Origin of the sequence: Rubrivirga litoralis, assembly GCF_031846415.1 — a bacterium.
GTDB lineage: Bacteria > Bacteroidota > Rhodothermia > Rhodothermales > Rubricoccaceae > Rubrivirga > Rubrivirga litoralis.
On sequence record NZ_JAVRHT010000018.1, the window covers coordinates 26541 to 43141 of the forward strand.

15 protein-coding genes are annotated in these 16601 nt (G+C 74.2%); 5 read left to right on the forward strand and 10 right to left on the reverse strand.

Annotation, left to right across the window (positions count from 1 at the left end):
- Positions 1-157: 157 nt before the first annotated feature.
- The 6 genes from RM540_RS08950 to RM540_RS08975 form a co-directional block, all read right to left on the reverse strand.
- Entirely contained in the window at positions 158-727 is a 570-nt protein-coding gene (locus RM540_RS08950) for a hypothetical protein (RefSeq protein ID WP_311663267.1), read from the reverse strand.
- Positions 724-1248 carry a helix-hairpin-helix domain-containing protein gene (locus RM540_RS08955; protein ID WP_311663269.1) on the reverse strand — a complete coding sequence of 175 codons (525 nt, stop codon included), beginning with the start codon at positions 1246-1248 and terminating at the stop codon, positions 724-726. The genes RM540_RS08950 and RM540_RS08955 overlap by 4 nt, the downstream gene beginning before the upstream one ends.
- Positions 1249-1323: 75 nt before the next feature.
- Positions 1324-2454 (reverse strand): 3-phosphoserine/phosphohydroxythreonine transaminase, encoded by a 1131-nt coding sequence (serC, locus tag RM540_RS08960; protein ID WP_311663271.1) that lies wholly within the window; start codon positions 2452-2454, stop codon positions 1324-1326.
- A 107-nt stretch (positions 2455-2561) separates the two neighbouring features.
- On the reverse strand, positions 2562-3050 hold the full coding sequence (locus tag RM540_RS08965; RefSeq protein WP_311663273.1) for a nuclear transport factor 2 family protein: 489 nt from the start codon (positions 3048-3050) through the stop codon (positions 2562-2564).
- Positions 3047-4567 carry a DUF1990 family protein gene (locus RM540_RS08970; RefSeq protein ID WP_311663275.1) on the reverse strand — a complete coding sequence of 507 codons (1521 nt, stop codon included), beginning with the start codon at positions 4565-4567 and terminating at the stop codon, positions 3047-3049. The genes RM540_RS08965 and RM540_RS08970 overlap by 4 nt, the downstream gene beginning before the upstream one ends.
- 172 nt (positions 4568-4739) lie before the next feature.
- Positions 4740-5429, reverse strand: a complete 690-nt coding sequence (locus RM540_RS08975; protein ID WP_311663276.1) for a Bax inhibitor-1/YccA family protein — start codon at positions 5427-5429, stop codon at positions 4740-4742.
- 547 nt (positions 5430-5976) lie between these two features.
- On the opposite strand from RM540_RS08975, the gene zwf reads away from it, so the two are divergent.
- The 5 genes from zwf (at position 5977) to RM540_RS09000 (ending at position 12438) form a co-directional block, all read left to right on the forward strand.
- Positions 5977-7419, forward strand: a complete 1443-nt coding sequence (gene zwf, locus RM540_RS08980) for a glucose-6-phosphate dehydrogenase (protein ID WP_311663278.1) — start codon at positions 5977-5979, stop codon at positions 7417-7419.
- 188 nt (positions 7420-7607) lie between these two features.
- A complete protein-coding gene (gene pgl, locus RM540_RS08985) occupies positions 7608-8342 on the forward strand; it encodes a 6-phosphogluconolactonase (protein ID WP_311663280.1) in 735 nt (244 codons plus the stop codon).
- Between the two features lie 28 nt (positions 8343-8370).
- Positions 8371-9717: a DUF2851 family protein gene (locus tag RM540_RS08990; RefSeq protein ID WP_311663282.1), complete on the forward strand. Its 1347-nt coding sequence runs from the start codon at positions 8371-8373 to the stop codon at positions 9715-9717.
- A gap of 691 nt (positions 9718-10408) precedes the next feature.
- Entirely contained in the window at positions 10409-11482 is a 1074-nt protein-coding gene (locus tag RM540_RS08995) for a polyprenyl synthetase family protein (RefSeq protein WP_311663284.1), read from the forward strand.
- 206 nt (positions 11483-11688) lie between these two features.
- Positions 11689-12438, forward strand: coding sequence for an MBL fold metallo-hydrolase (locus RM540_RS09000; RefSeq protein WP_311663286.1), 750 nt, complete (start codon positions 11689-11691; stop codon positions 12436-12438).
- A gap of 56 nt (positions 12439-12494) precedes the next feature.
- On the opposite strand, the gene RM540_RS09005 is transcribed toward RM540_RS09000, so the two are convergent.
- The 4 genes from RM540_RS09005 to RM540_RS09020 all read right to left on the reverse strand — a co-directional run bounded on the left by RM540_RS09005 (position 12495) and on the right by RM540_RS09020 (position 16538).
- Positions 12495-13046 carry an SPOR domain-containing protein gene (locus tag RM540_RS09005; RefSeq protein WP_311663287.1) on the reverse strand — a complete coding sequence of 184 codons (552 nt, stop codon included), beginning with the start codon at positions 13044-13046 and terminating at the stop codon, positions 12495-12497.
- A gap of 78 nt (positions 13047-13124) precedes the next feature.
- Positions 13125-13772, reverse strand: coding sequence for a deoxyribose-phosphate aldolase (gene deoC / locus RM540_RS09010; protein ID WP_349256311.1), 648 nt, complete (start codon positions 13770-13772; stop codon positions 13125-13127).
- Positions 13773-14126: 354 nt separating this feature from the next.
- Positions 14127-15524: a sigma-54-dependent transcriptional regulator gene (locus RM540_RS09015; RefSeq protein WP_311663291.1), complete on the reverse strand. Its 1398-nt coding sequence runs from the start codon at positions 15522-15524 to the stop codon at positions 14127-14129.
- A gap of 39 nt (positions 15525-15563) precedes the next feature.
- Positions 15564-16538 carry a diacylglycerol/lipid kinase family protein gene (locus tag RM540_RS09020; protein WP_311663293.1) on the reverse strand — a complete coding sequence of 325 codons (975 nt, stop codon included), beginning with the start codon at positions 16536-16538 and terminating at the stop codon, positions 15564-15566.
- Between the last annotated feature and the right edge of the window lie 63 nt (positions 16539-16601).

A 16601-nucleotide genomic window follows, 5' to 3' on the forward strand; every position in this document is an offset into this window, starting at 1 on the left:
CAGCCCGCGAAAGGCCGCGGGCGGCCCCACGCGCCGACGAGCCTCTGCAGGCGGGGCCTGCGCGGGCTCTCGGGATGGCCGGGGCACAGCGAGAGCGGGCAGGGGCGGGAGTCCCGAAAGGTACGCGCCGCCTTTTCTGCGACGGCACCACCCCGCCCTACGCGCCCGGCGGGCGGGGCGGCGGCGTCTGTCTGAGGGCGGGGTGGCGCCACATGGCCGCGGCGGCGAGCACGCCGGCCAGTGCCAGAGCGCCGGGCGCCAGGAGGGGGCTCGCGCCCCGCGCCGCCTCCCACAGCGCGCCGCCGAGCGGGGCGGCCGGGTGGATTTCGCGCTCGAACGCGAAGTTGCCGCGGACGTGGAGCCCGACGCCGACCACGCTGCCCGCGACGACGAGCGCCGACGTCAGGCGGACGGCGAGGAGCGCCCGCCGCCCCGCCCCAGCGGTCTGCGCCCCGCCGGGTTGCGCCCCGCCCGCACGGCTCCCGATATGCGCCCACAGCACGGCCCCGAGGCCGAGCGCGATGAGGACGAACGGGACGACCTGCGTCCACCCCTCGTAGTGGCCCACGAGCGCCAGTTCGGCCGCCGCGCCGACGTAGATGGCGACGGCGGTCCCCAGCAGGAACCGCCGGTACTGCGACGCGACGGCCGCGTCCGCGGCAACCTCCCCGCCCCGCCCTGCACGCGGGGCGGCCTCGTGGGGCGGGGCGGCCGGCGCGGGCGTCACGAGCCGCCGTCGAGGTACAACGCGGCCCGCTCGCGGTCCGCGCCCGGGGCGACGTCGGCGTAGCGGTCGAGGAAGGCGGCGTCCGAGGCGTAGGGCCGCCCCGCCGCGAGCGCCTCGGCCTCCTGCGGGCCGACGCCCGGGAGCTGCGCGAGCGTCTCGGCGTCGCTCTCGTTCGGCCGCACCGGCACGAACACGTACGGTTCGTAGCTCGCGACCGTCGCCTCATCGACGTACTTCCCGATCTCGCGGCGGAACTCCTGGATGCTCACGTACGGCCGGTACTCTTCGAACTCGTGGGCCATCCGCTCGCCCACGCCGGGGACCTGCTGGAAGTCCTCCTCGGCCGTCGTGTTCAGGTTGAGGAGTACCGCCCCGCCCTGTCCGACGGCGTCGGCGACGGGCTCGGGCGGGGCGGGGGCCGGACCGGCGAGGGCCGGGACCTCGTCGGGGACGGCCTCCTCGGACTCGCAGGCGGCGAGCGGGAGCGTGAGGGCGAGGGCGGTGAGGGCGAGGGCGCGCATGGAGCGGGGAGGGGTGAGGTCTTGGAAGCTAGGACCGCCCCGCCCACGAACGACGCGGGCGGGGTGGCCGGTTGGTCAGCCGTTGGCGGCCTCGAAGCGGCCCATAAAGTCCACGAGCGCGGTGACGGACGCGGGCTCGATGGCGTTGTAGATCGACGCGCGGACGCCGCCGACCGAGCGGTGGCCCTTGAGGGCGAGGAGCCCTGCCCCCTTCGCCTCCTTTACGAACCGGGCCTCCAGCTCTTCCGACGGCAGCCGGAAGCACACGTTCATCTGCGACCGGCTGTCGGGGCGGACCGTTCCCCGGTAAAAGTCGCTCGCGTCGATCGCGCCGTAGAGCGCGTCCGCCTTGCCCTGGTTCCGCTCGACCATGCCGGCGAGGCCGCCATTCGCCTCGATCCACCCGAGCACCTTGTCGACGAGGTAGACGGCGAACACGGGCGGGGTGTTGAAGATCTTGGCCGCGTGCGTCCCGTAGTCCAGCATCGTCGGCAGGTCGGCGTGGCGCCGCTCCAAAAAGTCGTCGCGGACGAGGACGGCCGTCACGCCGGCCGGGCCGATGTTCTTCTGCGCGCCGGCGTAGATCAGCCCGTAGCGGTCGACGTCGAGCGGGCGGCTCAGGAAGTCGCTCGACGCGTCGCACACGAGCGGGGCGGCGGCCTCGGGCTCCGCGGCGAACTGGGTCCCGTAGATCGTGTTGTTGCTCGTAAAGTGGAGGTAGGCCGCGCCGTCGTTGAGGTCCCACGCGTCGGCGCCCGGGATGTACGTGTAGTCGTCGTCGCGGCTCGACGCGGCCACGCGCGGGCCGGCGTTCCGCCCCGCCCCGACGATCTCGGCCTCCTTGATGGCCTTGGCGCTCCACGCGCCCGTGTCGATGTAGTCGGCCGAGCCGTCGTCCGGCAGGAAGTTGAGCGGGACCTGGTGGAACTGCATCGACGCCCCGCCCTGGAGGAACAGCACGTGCCAGTCGTCGCCCATGCCGAGGAGCCCCCTCATCCGCGACGCCGCCCGCTCGTGGATCTCGGAGTAGGCCGGCGAACGGTGGCTGATCTCCATGACCGACGCGCCGACGCCGGGGTACACGGGCAACTCAGCGCGGACTTCCTCTAGAACCTCGGTGGGGAGCGCGCCGGGGCCGGCGGAAAAGTTGTGCTGGCGCTGGTCGAGGTCGGCGGGCGCGTCCTCGTAGGAGACGGGCTGCATCATGGCGGGGCGGGGTGGTGAACGGGGAGCAAGGGACAGGTGGGAAAGCCCGTTCGTTCCAGGCAAAGGCCCAACGCGAGAACGCCTGCGACGCGCCGCCGCCGCGCCCGCTACTCGCAGCCCTCGGTCCGCCGCGTGTCGATGACCTGGACGATCCGCCACCCCGCCCCGCCCGGCGAGTCGGCGTACACGAGCTGCACGGCGTTGACGCCGCAGTGGCTAAAGCGGTCGCCGGCGTAGAAGCGGTACGGCATCCAGGCGGTCGCGAGGGCGCCGTCGGTGCGGACTTCGACCTTGCCGACGCGCTCGTCGAACGGTACCGGCGCGTCCGCGACGGCGGCGAGGAACGAGCCGATGCCCGTGGGCACCAGGGCTTCCGCCCCGCCCGCGGCCGTGAACAGGCGGGCCTCGGGGTGGAGCACGGCGCGAATCGCTGTCGTGTCGGCCGCGCGCATCCCGTCGAACAGCTGGTCGACCGCGGCGCGGACGCCGTCGGCGTCCTGGGCCGACGCGTCTTGGGCCGAGGCCGGCGCGGCGAGCGCGCACAGCAGCGCGAGCGCACCGAGGCGGGCGGGGCGGAGCGTGGGGCGCAGCGTCATCCGGGCGGGGCGGCGTCGGGGACGGGCACGTCGTCGGGCGGGGCGGCGGGCTCGACGGTCTCGCGCGGCGGGGCCGCCCCGCCCGCGGCGCGCGCGGCCAGCTCCTCGCGGACGAACCGCTGCATCCGCTCGCACGCCGAGCGCGCAAACTGGAGCTGGAGCCGCCGCCCGAACAGCTTGAAGCCGATCCGGTAGAACGGGTTGCGGATGCGGTCGGGCTTCGAGAACGCGTCGATGTGGAACCGGACGCGGCCCGTCGCCTCCTCCTTGCGGACCTCGAACGTGATCCGCCCCCGCTCGAAGTGGCCTTCGAGCGTGGCGTAGTCGTAGCCCCACGCCCAGACGCGGCCGACGCCGGCGTCCGTCGCCTCGCGGACCTCGTCGACCTCGTCGCCGACGCGGACGCCGAACCAGAACGTGAAAAAGAGGAACCGCGCGCGGAGCAGCATGGGCCGCCCCGGCAGCGGGTCGTCCGGCGAGAAGATGCCGGTGATGAGCTTGGGGTCGGGGAACGCGTAGTCGCGCACGAGCCGGCAGGCGACGGCCCACGACGCGCCGGCGTCGCCGGCCGGCAGCGGCGGCCCGGGCGGCTCGGGCACGAGGTCGACGTCGTACGTGTCGAGGTGCCACCCCGCCGCCTCGGTCACCTCGTGGTCGGGCTCGAAGTTGAGCCGCCCCGCCCGGATGGCGTCGAGGCGGTCGGCGTAGCGGGTCCAGTCGGGGCGGCCGGGGACGTAGCGGGCGACGAGGCCGCCGCTTTCCGAGCCGTCGCGGGCGGGGCGGGGCGGGGCGTCGGGCGTCTCGGCCTCGGAGTCCGTCTCCTCCCGCTCGGTCGTCACGCGGACCTCGCCGGCCCGGCGCCCGCCGCAGTCCTCGGCCACGCGCTCGCAGAAGAACGTCCACATCGCCGTCTGGCCGGCCTTCGCCACGCCCAGCCGGTCGTAGGCGAGGTCCACGACGCCGTTCGCACTCCGCGCCCACGACTCGATGGCGAACCGGAGCGCGCCGGGCCGGGCGGGGTGGTCGGCGGCCTCGAACCGGATGAGCCCGGCCTCCATGTGGCCCTCGAGCGTGGCGAGCGTGAACCGCGTCGGCTCGGCCTCGACCACGCGGACCGGCCCGTTCCACGGCGACCGAATCTCGATGTCGAACTCGTCGCCGACGGCCAGCCGCCCGGGCTCCCCGACCGTCTTGTCGAACACGGCGATCTCGTCGGGCACGTAGTCCTGGATATCGGCGCCGATGCAGGCGACGAGCTCCTCGGGCGTCTTCGTCGTCGCCTCCACGTCGACCTCGTAACGGCGGTGGAAGCGTGGGCCTTCGCCGTCCTCCTCGTGCAGGATTCGCCGGTGCCCCTCGGGCTCGACGTCGGGCACGTCGGGGGCGGCCGGCGCGCGCGCCACGTCGCGGACCTCCTCGCGGACGGGGATCGCCCACCGCCGCCACACGGCGACGGCGAGGGCCGCCCCGCCCACGGCGGCGGCGGACGTGAGGAAGATGGGTCCGAGGCGGCGCATGGGGGGCATACGCGGCCGGTCGCCCGCGGCTCCCGCAGGTGGGGCACGAGGGGGCGCCGGACCGCCCGCCCGAGCACTCGCCTCAAACGAGACCGCCCCGCCCGGACGACGCCGGGCGGGGCGGACAGAAGCCATGGGCGGGGCGGGCGAAGCTGTGGGCCTCGCCTCCGCGTTACCGCCGGCTCATGAACAGCCGGAGGACGTACCAGAACATGAGCGCGACCGACGCGAAGAGCGTGAGCGCCGCGGCCACGTAGCGGTCCTCGGGGTACTCGTTGAGGACCTTCGAGGTGTCGTACAGGATGGCCGCGCCGGCCAGCCCGATCATGGCGACCGAGAACCACGTGCCCAGGTTGAACCCGGTGAGCACGCCGACCACAATCGCCACGAGCGCGAGGCCCATCCCCCACTTGACGAGGCCGCCGAGGAACGAGAAGTCCTTGCCGGTAAAGAACACGATGGCCGTGAGCACCGAGAACCCGATGAGCGTGGTCCAGGCGGCAGCGCCGATCACGCTCGGGCCGACGTTGATGGCCGCGAGCACCAGGAGCGGGACGAAGATGATGGCCTCGGCGAGCACGAACGCGCCGAGCGCGGCGTACTGGGCCGCCTTCGACTCAGCGCGCACGGCGGCCGACGAGGCGAACCAGCTCACGATGACGAACCCGCCGAGCACGAGGAGCCAGTTGACCCCGAGCATGGCCTGCGCCATCGGGATCGCGAGGCCCGACGTGAAGAAGAAGATCTCGATGCCGGCGAACAGGAGGATGGCGCCGAGCAGGTGCGTGTAGGTCCGCACCAGGAAGGCGGCGCGGGCGTCGTCGCCGAGCGCGGCGACGGGCGGGGCAAACGTGGTGTTCATGTGCGGGGTGGGTGAGGGTCCGGGAGGATAACGGCCGTCAACGAACGGCAGTGTATCCAGTTCGGCCGCCCCGCCCGCAGGGTGCAGGGGCGGGGCGGCGTCGTAGGGGCGACCGGCGGCCGCCCGTAGGCAGGGCACGATGGGCGGGGCGGGCACGACGGCCCGGGTTCGTAGAGACGCCACGCGTGTGTGTCCGCTCGGGCGCGTACCGCCCCGCCCACGCCGTGGCGGGGTGACGCCGGGCGGGATGGCGCTCGTCCCGACCGCCCCGCCCGCCCGGCAACCACCCCTAGCCCCTCCTGGCTGCGCCGACGCTGCGCGGTGTCCAGGAGGGGGACTGCCGCCGCCTCGGGTCGACCACTGCGCTGGTCGTGGCCGCCCCGCCCGCGCCTGGGCGAGGCGGAACAAAACGGACGCCGCCCCGCCCACGCCCTCCCGTACCCCGTACCCCGTACCCCGTACCCCGTACCCCGTACCCCGTACCCCGTACCCCGAACCTCCCGCCCCGCCCGGTCATTCACCCCGCCCCTCCCACCCCGCCCCCGCCATGAAGCCCTCCCTGTTCGTCCTCTTCGGCGCCACCGGCGACCTCGCCAAAGTCAAGCTGTTCCCCGCCCTCTACCGGACCACGACGCGGGACGACGCGCCCGAGACCGCGACCGTCCTCGGCGTCGGCCGCTCCGACTGGGACGACGGGCGGCTCCAGGACGCCGCCGTCGACGCGATCACCGAGGGCGGGGTGGACGAATCGGACGCCCGCGCGTGGGCCGAGAAAACGCTCCGGTTCGCGCGCGTCGAGGGGTACGACCAGCTCGACCCGGTCTTCGAGGCAGCCCGGACGCTCGAGGACGAGCGCGGGCTGGACGGCGACCGCGTCTACTACCTCGCGCTCCCGCCCGACGCGTTCCCCGACACGATCACGGCGCTCGGCGAGCACGAGGCCGAGCGCGGCACCGTCGGCGAGCACCTCGACGACGACGCCCCGTGGGTCCGCCTCGTCATCGAGAAGCCGTTTGGGACCGACCTCGCGAGTGCCGAGGCGCTGAACGCGGTCGTCCACGAGCACTTTACCGAGGGGCAGGTGTACCGGATCGACCACTTTCTGGGCAAAGGGACCGTCCAGAACCTGCTCGTCGTCCGGTTCGCCAACACACTTTTCGAGTCGGTCTGGAATCGGGACCACGTCGAGCGCGTCGAGATCCTGGTGGCCGAGACGAACGACGCCGAGGGCCGCGCGGGGTATTTCGACGAGGCCGGGACGGTCCGCGACATGATCCAGAACCACCTCATGCAGATCTTCGCGTTCACGGCCATGGAGCCGCCGGCGCGGCTCGACGCCGAGGGCCTGCGCGCGGAGCGCGTGAAGGTGCTCCGCTCGACGCGCCAGGCCGAGCCCGACGACGCCGCGCTGGGCCAGTACGGCGCCGGCGACGGCAAGGAGGCGTACCGCGACCACGAGGGCGTGGCCGAGGGCTCGACGACCGACACGTTCGCGGCCGTCCGCCTCCACGTCGACAACTGGCGCTGGAAGGGCGTCCCGTTCGTGCTGCGGACCGGCAAGCGGATGCCGGAGAAGCTGACCGAGGTGGCTGTCGTGTTCCGCCAGCCGCCGGTCGCCCTGTTCCAGCCGACCGACGCGGCCCCGGTCCGCAACGTGCTCCGCATCCGGCTCCAGCCGCACGAGGCGTTCCAGATCACGTTCGACGTCAAGACGCCGGGCGAGGGGTTCGGCGTGGCGACGCAGGCGCTCACGTTCAACTACGAGGAGGCATTCGGCGACTTTCCCGAGGCCTACGACACGCTCCTCCGCGACATCGCCGAGGGCGACCCGTCGCTGTTCGTCGAGGCCGAGGAGGCCGAGGAGGCGTGGCGCATCGTGGCCCCTCTCCTCGACCACGGCGACGTCCCCGTCTACGCCTCGGGCACGTGGGGGCCGGAGGCCGCCGACCGCTTCGTCCAGGCGACGCCGCCGGCCGAGGAAGCGGTGTAGCGGCGCAGGCGCCCCGCCCCGTCCCGCCCGGGCCGTGGGCGGGGTGGAACCGTAGGGGCGACCGGCGGTCGCCCGTGCGGGCGGAGCGGTTGCCGAGTCGAGCGCACGGGCGGCCGCCCCGCCCCCGATCCAAACGGGCGCCTGGATCGTATGCGCCTTCTGCCCCCCGTCCCGACCACCCCGCCGCCATGAACGCCGAGATCGTCGTCCTCCCCTCCCCCGCCGCCGTCGCCGAGGCCCTGGCCGACCGGACGGCCCGCGCCCTCCGCGCCGCGCTCGACGCCCAGCCGCGCGTGACGCTTTGCCTTACCGGCGGCTCGACGCCCGCCCCCGCCTACGAGCGCCTGGGCGGGGCGGAGGACGTTGACTGGGGCCGCGTCCACGTGTTCTGGGGCGACGAGCGGTGCGTGCCGAAGGACCACCCCGAGAGCAACTACGCGCTCGCCAAGCGGACGCTCCTCGACCGCGCCGGCATCCCCGACTCCAACGTGCACCGGATGCCGGGCGAGTGCCCGCCGGACGAAGGAGCCGTCATCTACGAGCAGGCGCTCGCGCAGTTTTTCGGGGACGAGGTCCGGTTCGACGTCCTCCACCTGGGGATGGGCGACGACGGGCACACGGCGTCGCTCTTCCCCGGCAGCCCCGCCCTCAGCGAGACCGGCCGCCGCGTGGTCCACACGACGGCGCCGGCGAGCGCCGCCGTCCGCGACCGGCTCACGCTGACGTTCCCGGTCCTCGACGGCGCCCGGCTGTGCCTCGTGGCCGCCCACGGCGAGGCCAAGCGGCCCGCCTTCGGCGACGTCCTCGACGCCTACGACGGCGAGACTGACGGCCCGCCTATCGCCTACGTCGCGCCCAAGGGCGCCCTCGTCTGGCTCGTCGACCGCACGCTCTCGCAGGGCACCGCCGACGACGAGGGGTAGATCGGGCGGGGCGGCGGGTCTAGCGGCCATGCCCGACCCGCCGCCCCGCCCCGCCCAGACGCCGCGCGCTGCCGGCGCCGTCCACGAGCCGCCCGTGGGCGGGGCGGCCGAGGTCGCGGCCCGCGTCCCCGAGGCCCTGATCCAGGACGCCTGGGTCCGTGGCCTGTTCGACGCCCGCGCGCTGCGGACGACCGATGGCGAGGTCGTCCGCGTGATCGACCGGGGCCGCCTCAACCGGGACTCGGGGCCGGACGTGGCCGGCGCTCGCGTCGAGATCGGCGGGCTCGTCTGGGCCGGCGACGTCGAGATCCACCGCACGAGTGCGGAGTGGGAGAGCCACGGCCACGACGCCGACCCGGCCTACCGCCGCGTGGTCCTGCACGTCGTCCTCGCGGCCGACCGCCGGACGGGCACGCTCCGACGCAGCGACGGGTCGGCGCTCCCCGAGCTCGTCCTGCTCCCCCACCTCGACCGCTCGCTCCGGTCGCTGCTCCGCGCGTTCTACGTCGAGCCGCGCGAGGCCCCGCACTGCGCCGCCCGGTGGCCCGACGTGGACGCGGGCGTCGTGCGGGCGTGGGTCCGGGCGCTGGGCGTGCAGCGGCTCCGCGAGCGGACGCGGGCGCTGGGCCGCGCCTACGGGCACCGGCCCGACCTCGACCGGCTCCTGGTCGCCCGCGTGTTCCGCGCGCTGGGCTACGCCGCGAACGCCGACGCGATGGAGGAGCTCGCCCGCCGCTTTGCGCTCTCCGCCCCGCCCGAGAGCGAGGTCGAGGTCCGCGACCGGCTCCTCGCGCTCTCGGGCCTGGACGCGCCCGACCTGTTCGACGCGGGCGGGGCGGCGGCCGGCGTGGAGCCCGCGCTGGGCGGGGCGGCCATGCGGCCTGAGGCGTGGCGTCGCGGCGGGCGGCCGGCGAACGCGCCGCGGACGCGCATCGTCCAGGCGGCGGCGCTCCTCGGGCGGGGCGGCCTCCTCCGCGACGAGCCCGTGGCGCGCCTCGCCGAGGCGCTCGGGCGCGGCCTCGACGGCGCTCTCGACCTGGTCCGCCCCGCCCCCGCCGCGCGCGGCCCGCGGCTGGGCGCCGACCGCGCGCGGACGGTCTGGGTCGACGCCGTGCTCCCGGTCCTGCTCCTGGACGCTGAGCAGCGCGAGAGCCCGGCGGCCGAGGACGCCGTCGCGCAGGCGCTCGACGCGCTCCCGGCGGCGTCGGACCGCGTCGCACGCCGGTTCCGCGACGCCGGGTTCCGGCCGGGTGGGGCGCTCGAATCGCAGGGGCTCCACCAGCTCGCGCGGGCCTACTGCGACGAGGGACGCTGCGCGCGGTGCGCCGTCGGCCTGGCGCTGTACCCGGGGCTGGCGGGCGGGGTGGAGGGATAGGGGATTGAGGGATAGAGGAGGGATGAGCAGATAAAGCGGGCACGAGGCATGCTCCCTGTGGCACCGTCCTGTAGCGGCGTTGCATGCAACGCCGTCGGGCGGGGCGCATGGGCGGGGCGGGGTGGTGCCTGTTCAGACCGCCCCGCCCGCCCCGGACACGGTGCGCTGTGTCCCTACGGGCGCCGCCACCGGGCGGGGCGGCTCCTGCCCAGGCCGCGTCGACAACCACCCCGCCCCTTGGGTCCGCCCATCGGGTCCTATCCCGTCCTGGCATGCGGGGCTGCTACGTTCTGCTACCACTTGTCATCCTGAGCGGAGCGACCCCGTGGGGACGGCGTCTCGCCAAGAGTCTCGATGACGACGCCCGAGTTGCCGTCCAGGCGGAGCCGGCCGCCCCGCCCGCCCTTCCTGGATTCCCGCCTGCGCGGGAATGACGTTCACTTTGAAGGTCTATACGTCACGAGGGTCTAGAGCGTAACGGCCCTGTCTCCTGTCCAGGCCGCCCCGCCCGCGCCGGCAACCACCCCGCCCTCTGGGTCGGCCTTCCTGGCCAGGAGCGGGGCGGCTTGTCCCTCTGCCCATTTCTCATCCCTCCATTCCCCATCCCTCCGCCCCGCCCATTCCTCTCCGCTCCTGCAACTTGCCGTCGGTCGGGGAGTACCGGCTTTCACCCGAGACTGAAAGTTCGCTGATGCCTCCCCCGCCCGACACGCTCGCCGCCCTGCCCGACATGCCGCACGGCGACGGCTCGACCGGCCCCGCCCCGCCCGCCGCCGTCGCGAACGCCGTGCCCGTGGGGCTCGACGCGCTCCGGGCGCCGGTCGACGAGCACCTCCGCGTGTTCCGCCGCCAGTTCCGCGACGCCATGCGCTCGCGCGTCGGGCTGCTCGACGCCGTCGTGCAGTACCTGCTCAAGCGGAAGGGGAAGCAGATCCGGCCCACGCTCGTGCTCCTCTCGGCCGAGCTCGCCGGCGGCATCACCGAGCGGACGTACCGGGCGGCCACGCTCGTCGAGCTGCTCCACACGGCCACGCTCGTCCACGACGATGTGGTCGACGAGTCGGACGAGCGGCGGGGCGTGCCGTCGGTGAAGGCGCTCTGGAAAAACAAGGTGGGCGTGCTGCTCGGCGACTACCTGCTGTCGCGCGGGCTCCTCCTGGCCCTCGACGACCGCGACTACGACCTGCTCCACGTGGTCTCCGACGCCGTCCGGCGGATGTCCGAGGGCGAGCTGCTCCAGATCGAGACGGCCCGGCGGCTCGACATGACCGAGGAGCGGTACTTCCAGATCATCGCCGACAAAACGGGCTCGCTTATCGCCGCCTGCCTCGCGGCCGGCGCCGCGAGCGCCGGGGCCGACGACGAGACCGTGGCGCGCGCCAAGGCCATCGGCGAGACGATCGGGCTCGCGTTCCAGATCCGCGACGACCTGTTCGACTACGACGGCGCGGCGAGCGTGGGCAAGCCGGCCGGGCTCGACCTCCAGGACCGCAAGATGACGCTCCCGCTCATCGCCGCGCTGGACGCCGCCCCGCCCGCCGAGGCGCGGCGCGTGCGCCGGATCGTCCGCAAGCGGCGGAAGAGCCGGGCCGAGGTCCGCGACGTGCTCGCGTTCGTCGAGCGCACCGGCGGGACGGCGGCGGCCCGGGCGCGGATGGAGGCGCTGGCGGCCGACGCCGCCGACGCGCTGCTCGCCTTCCCGCCGTCGCCGGCCCGCGACGCGCTCGTCGGGCTGTGCGCGTATGTCGTCGAGCGGAAGCGGTAGGAAAAGGGCGACGCGCTTCCGCCTCGGCCTGTTCGTCTCGACGTGGGCGGGGTGGTCGGGCGGCGGTCCGCTTCCTCTTCCGGGCGGGGCGGACCGTCCTCTTCTCGTCCCCGCCTCTTCTCCCCGCTCTCTTTCTCCCTGCCCTCTCCCGCGGGCGGGGCGGTATCCTGAGCGACACGTCCCCGGAGCCGCCCCGCCCCTGCCCCATGACCGTCCACCTTCTCGGCACCGGCTCCGCCGACGGCGGCCCCGACCGCACCACGACTATGCTCACCGTCGAGCACGGTCCGACGACCGTCCTCGTCGACTGCGGAGGCGACGCGGGCCAACGGATGCTGTCGGCGGGGTTGGCGCCGGAGGACCTGACCGCCGTGGTCCTCACGCACGAGCACCCGGACCACCTCGCAGGCTTCCCGCTGCTCGTCGAGAAGATGTGGCTCCGAGGGCGGACTGCCCCCATCGACGTCTACGGCCTAGCGCCGACGCTGGCCAAGGCGCGCGCGCTCTTCGCCGTCTTCAGCACGGACGGCTGGGAGGGCCTGCCTGAGATCCGCTACCACGACGTCGAGGCTGCCCCCGGCGCCCACGTCGTGGACCTGGGCGGGGTGGAAATCACGGCGACGCCGGTTGACCACCCGGTCCCGACGATCGGCCTGTGCTTCGCGGCCGACGGCATGCGCGTCGCCTACTCGTGCGACACCGCGCCAACAGACGCTGTCGCTGACCTCGCGCGCGGCGCCGACCTCCTGATCCACGAGGCTACCGGGTCGACGCCGGGCGTCCACAGTTCGCCCAAGGAGGCAGCGCAGGTCGCGGCCGACGCCGGGGCGGGGCGGCTCGTCCTCGTCCACGCCCCGCCCGACGCGTCCGACGACGGGCTCGCGGCGGCGCGGGCCGTGTTCGCGGAGACGTCGTGGGGCTGGGACGGCGCGCAGATCGAGGTGGGCGGGGCGTAAGGGACGACAGTCCACCCCGCTCAAGCCGTTTGGGCGGGGCGGTCGACCACCCCGCCCTACCCGCCCACCGTCACCCGGTCGGCCACCAGGAATGCCTCGGGGAACTCGTCGCGGACGAGCCGGAGCGCAGCATCGGCCTGCTCGCGCGTCGCGAAGGCGCCGAGGCGGACGCGGTAGTACGGCTGGAGGTACACGACGCTGGCCTTGAGCGAGGCCGGCGCGCCGGCCTGCGACTTGGCCCCCTGCCACCACGCGAGCGCCTGCGCGCGGACGCGCTCGGCCGCCCCCCGGCTGTTGCTCGAAAACACCTGGACGCGGTACCCGTCCACCTCCACCTCGCGCGCGCCGGCCGGCGGCGGCGGGGCGGGCGTCGGGGCCGCCCCGCCCGGGACGACGACGCGGCCGGCCATGACGCTCTCCGGCACGTCGTGCTCGACGTCGGTGCGGCGCTCCGGCTCGGCGTCGTAGCCCGACGGGTCGAACGTCTCATACGCCGGGTAGCCCGGCGCGGGCGCCTCGTCGTCGGGCGGGGCGGGGCCGCCGGGCGGGGCGGTCGTGGCGCACGCCGAGAGCGTGAGGGCGGCGGCGAGGACGAGGAGCGGGCGCATGGCGGGGAGGAGTCGAGGGGCAGAGGGACGCGGGACCAGGCGCTTCTGCCCGTCCCTCACATCCCCCACCCCGCCCGACTAGTACGAGTCGGTCGAGGTGAGCCCCTTCAAAATAGCGACGCCCGCCGACGCCCCGAGCCGCGTAGCCCCGGCCTCGACCATGACGCGCGCGTCCTCGGCCGACCGCACCCCGCCCGACGCCTTGACGCCCATCGTGTCGCCGACGACGCGGCGCATGAGGGCCACGTCCTGCGGGCTCGCCCCCGACGACGCGAAGCCGGTCGAGGTCTTGACAAAGTCGGCGTGGGCGTTCTGGGCGAGCACGCACGCGATCACCTTTTCCTCGTCGGTCAGGAGCGCCGTCTCCAGGATGACCTTGACCGTCCGCCCCGCGGCGGCCTCGACGACCGCGCGGATGTCGGCCTCGACGTCGTCGTAGCGCTCGGACTTGAGGAGCGCGATGGCCAGGACCATGTCGATCTCCTCGGCCCCGTCGCGGACGGCCTGCTCGGTCTCGAACGCCTTGGTCGCCGTCCGGTTGGCGCCGTGGGGAAACCCGACCACCGTGCACACGAGCGGCGACCGCCCCGCCAGCTCTTCGGCGGCCACGGGCACCCAGACGGGGCTGATGCAGACGCTCGCGAAGCAATGCTCGCGGGCCTCGGCGCACAGGGCGCGGACGTCGGCCTCGGTGGTGTCGGGCTTGAGCGCCGTGTGGTCGATCATCCGCGCGAGCGTCGGGGCGAGCGCGCAGGCGTCGCCCGGCCCCGTGCGGTCGGCCTTGAGCCCGAACCGGGCGGCTCCAGCGCCGACCATCCGTTCGAGCGCCCCGGACAGCCCGTCCCCGCCCCGCCCCGGCCGCTCGGGCGGGGAGGCCTCCGCCCCGCCCTCGCCGTTCGGGCGGGGCGGCCCCGAGGAGCGCGGACCCGCGGCGGGCGGGGCGGCGAGGCGGTCGGCGAGGGCGGTCTTTTGCTGGTCGGTCATCGGTGGGGAGGAATGCGGGACGGAGGGATACGAGGGACGAGCAGAGGGAGCCGCCCGCCCCTCCCTCTTCATCCCCTATCCCTCCATCCCTCCACTCTACGCCGTCATCTCCTCGATCTCCTCGTCCAGGTTGTACCGCTTGCGCTTTTCCCAGAGCGTCTTTTTCGAGATCCCGAGGAGCTTGGCGACGTCGGCGTAGGACGACGAGCGGTTGTTGGCGAGCGTGTGCTTGATGTACTCGTACTCCAGGTCTTCGAGCGAGGCCCCGGCGCGGAAGCGGAACGTGTCGGCGTCTGACTCGGCGCCGTCGAAGGCATCCGTCTGGAGCAGCACGAGGTCGCCCGCGTCCAGCGTCGGCGTCTGGGCGAAGATCATGGCCCGCTCCAGGACGTTCCGCAGCTCGCGCACGTTGCCCGGCCACTCGTGGCCCGTGAGCTTGGCGCGGGCGGCGTCGGTGAAGCCCTCGAACGGCTTCCCGAACTCGTCGGCGAACCCGCTGGCCACCTTTTCGGCGATCGCGAGCACGTCGTTGCCCATGCGACGCAGCGGCGGGAGGTCGACCGACACCACGTTGATGCGGAACAGGAGGTCCTTGCGGAACTCCTTCTCGGCCACCTTCTCCTGGAGGTTTGCGTTCGTCGCGCACACGATCCGCGTCGTCACCTTGATCTCGTCGGTGCCGCCGAGGCGCCGGAACTGGCGGCTCTCGAGGAAGCTGAGGAGCTTGGCCTGGAGCCCGAGGCTCATCGAGTCGATCTCGTCCAGGAACAGCGTGCCGCCGTCGGCCACCTCCAGGAGGCCGGGCTTGGCGGCGCGGGCGTCGGTGAAGGCGCCCTTTTCGTACCCGAACAGCTCGCTCTCCAGGAGGTTGTCCGGCAGCGCGGCGCAGTTGATCTCCATGAACCGGCCGCCGGCCCACTTCGAGGCGTAGTGGAGCGTCTGGGCCACGAGGTTCTTGCCCGTGCCCGTCTCGCCGCGCACGAGGACCGTCGTGTTGGGGATGTCCTTGAGCGTCTCGATCGTGTCGCGGACGGCCTGGACCGGCCCGCTCGTCCCGATGATGCGGCCGACTGAGTGCTTCTTCTTGCGGACCTTCTTGATCTCCTGGAGCTCCTTTTTGTCCTCATACAGGTCGAGCGCCTTGGCCAAGAGCGCCCGCATCTCCTCCAGGTTGACCGGCTTCTGGAGGTAGTGGAACGCCCCCAGCCGCATGGCCTCGACGGCCGTCTGGACCGACGAGTGCGCGGTCATGACGATGACCGGGATCGTAAGCCCCCGCTTGCGGAGCGCCTCGATCAGCTGCATGCCCGAGACGTCGGGCATCATGAGGTCCGTGAGCACGAGGTCCGGGGCCGTCCCGTCGTCGACGGCCTGGAGCAGCGGCTCGGCGGACGTGAACCCCTGGGTGGCGTAGCCGTCGCGGGTGAGGACCTTGGCGAAAAGCTCGCCGATCTTGGGGTCGTCGTCGACGACGAAGATGCGCTTTTGACTCATGCTCCGAGGGGAAAGAGGCGGACGCGGGTTTGCACCAGGTTACGAATCGTACTCCCCCGCCGCCATAAGGAGTTGCCCCCGCCCCGCCCCGCCCGCGAGCGCCGGGGCGACGACCCGGAGGGCGCCCGGGAGCACGTCAGCGCGGACGCGGCGGGCGTCGAGCGCGAGCACCTCGCCGTCGGCGTGGAGCGTGAGGGGGCCCGCGGTGGCCTCGACCTCGACGCGCCGGCCCCGCCCCGTCACGACCTCGGGGGCCGCCGTGTGGGCGCCCGTGAGTGACCGGGGCAGGAGGCGGACCGCCCGGGTCGGTGTGAGGTGGCCGGCGAGGCACACGTCCAGGAGGCCGTCGTCGAGCACAGCGTCAGGCGTGAGCCGGAACCCGCCGCCGACGGACGGCCCGTTGCCCACCTCGCACAGGAACAGCGGCCCGTCGAACACGACCGCCCCGCCCACGGACACGCGCGCAGACACGGTGGGCCGTCGCCACGCCCACAGCGCGCGGGGCACGGCGGCAAGGTAGGCGGCCCGGCCGCCCAGCCACTTTGTCTCCGCCACGAGCCACGCGACGTGGGCGTCGAACCCGGCGCCGAGGGCGTTGGCAAACCGGCGGACGTGGGCGCCGGCGACGTCGTCCCACGTCACCTCGCCCAGGTCGAGCGGGCGGGGCGGGGTGGCGGTCAGCACCCGCGCCGCGTCGTCCAGCCGGGGCGGCACGCCGAGCGCCGACGCGAAGTCGTCGCCGGTGCCGAGCGGGAGCACGCCGAGCGCCGGGCCGCCCCGCCCGTGGGCTGTCAGGCCGTTGACGACCTCGTAGACCGTCCCGTCGCCGCCCGCGGCCACGACGAGGGCGGCGCGGCCGGCCCCGCGAGCGAGGCGCTCGGCGTCGCCCGGCCCGCGCGTCGCGACGACGTCGGCGTCGAGGCCGGCCGCGGCGAGGGCGGCCACGAGGGCGGGGCGGCGGCGGCCGGCGCGGCCGTCGGCGGCGGCGGGGTTGAGGAGGACGAGGGCGGACATGGGCGGCCGGTAACTTAGCCGGCTCCGCCCCGCCCCCGAGCGGCCCCGCCTCCGACAGCCCCG

What these genes read in the sequence shown, in the direction of transcription:
- RM540_RS08955 (WP_311663269.1), bottom strand. Translation starts at nt 1,248, where the DNA reads ATGCGCGCCCTCGCCCTCACCGCCCTCGCCCTCACGCTCCCGCTCGCC.
- serC (WP_311663271.1), bottom strand. Translation starts at nt 2,454, where the DNA reads ATGATGCAGCCCGTCTCCTACGAGGACGCGCCCGCCGACCTCGACCAG.
- RM540_RS08965 (WP_311663273.1), bottom strand. Translation starts at nt 3,050, where the DNA reads ATGACGCTGCGCCCCACGCTCCGCCCCGCCCGCCTCGGTGCGCTCGCG.
- RM540_RS08970 (WP_311663275.1), bottom strand. Translation starts at nt 4,567, where the DNA reads ATGCGCCGCCTCGGACCCATCTTCCTCACGTCCGCCGCCGCCGTGGGC.
- RM540_RS08975 (WP_311663276.1), bottom strand. Translation starts at nt 5,429, where the DNA reads ATGAACACCACGTTTGCCCCGCCCGTCGCCGCGCTCGGCGACGACGCC.
- zwf (WP_311663278.1), top strand. Translation starts at nt 5,977, where the DNA reads ATGAAGCCCTCCCTGTTCGTCCTCTTCGGCGCCACCGGCGACCTCGCC.
- pgl (WP_311663280.1), top strand. Translation starts at nt 7,608, where the DNA reads ATGAACGCCGAGATCGTCGTCCTCCCCTCCCCCGCCGCCGTCGCCGAG.
- RM540_RS08990 (WP_311663282.1), top strand. Translation starts at nt 8,371, where the DNA reads ATGCCCGACCCGCCGCCCCGCCCCGCCCAGACGCCGCGCGCTGCCGGC.
- RM540_RS08995 (WP_311663284.1), top strand. Translation starts at nt 10,409, where the DNA reads ATGCCTCCCCCGCCCGACACGCTCGCCGCCCTGCCCGACATGCCGCAC.
- RM540_RS09000 (WP_311663286.1), top strand. Translation starts at nt 11,689, where the DNA reads ATGACCGTCCACCTTCTCGGCACCGGCTCCGCCGACGGCGGCCCCGAC.
- RM540_RS09005 (WP_311663287.1), bottom strand. Translation starts at nt 13,046, where the DNA reads ATGCGCCCGCTCCTCGTCCTCGCCGCCGCCCTCACGCTCTCGGCGTGC.
- deoC (WP_349256311.1), bottom strand. Translation starts at nt 13,772, where the DNA reads ATGATCGACCACACGGCGCTCAAGCCCGACACCACCGAGGCCGACGTC.
- RM540_RS09015 (WP_311663291.1), bottom strand. Translation starts at nt 15,524, where the DNA reads ATGAGTCAAAAGCGCATCTTCGTCGTCGACGACGACCCCAAGATCGGC.
- RM540_RS09020 (WP_311663293.1), bottom strand. Translation starts at nt 16,538, where the DNA reads ATGTCCGCCCTCGTCCTCCTCAACCCCGCCGCCGCCGACGGCCGCGCC.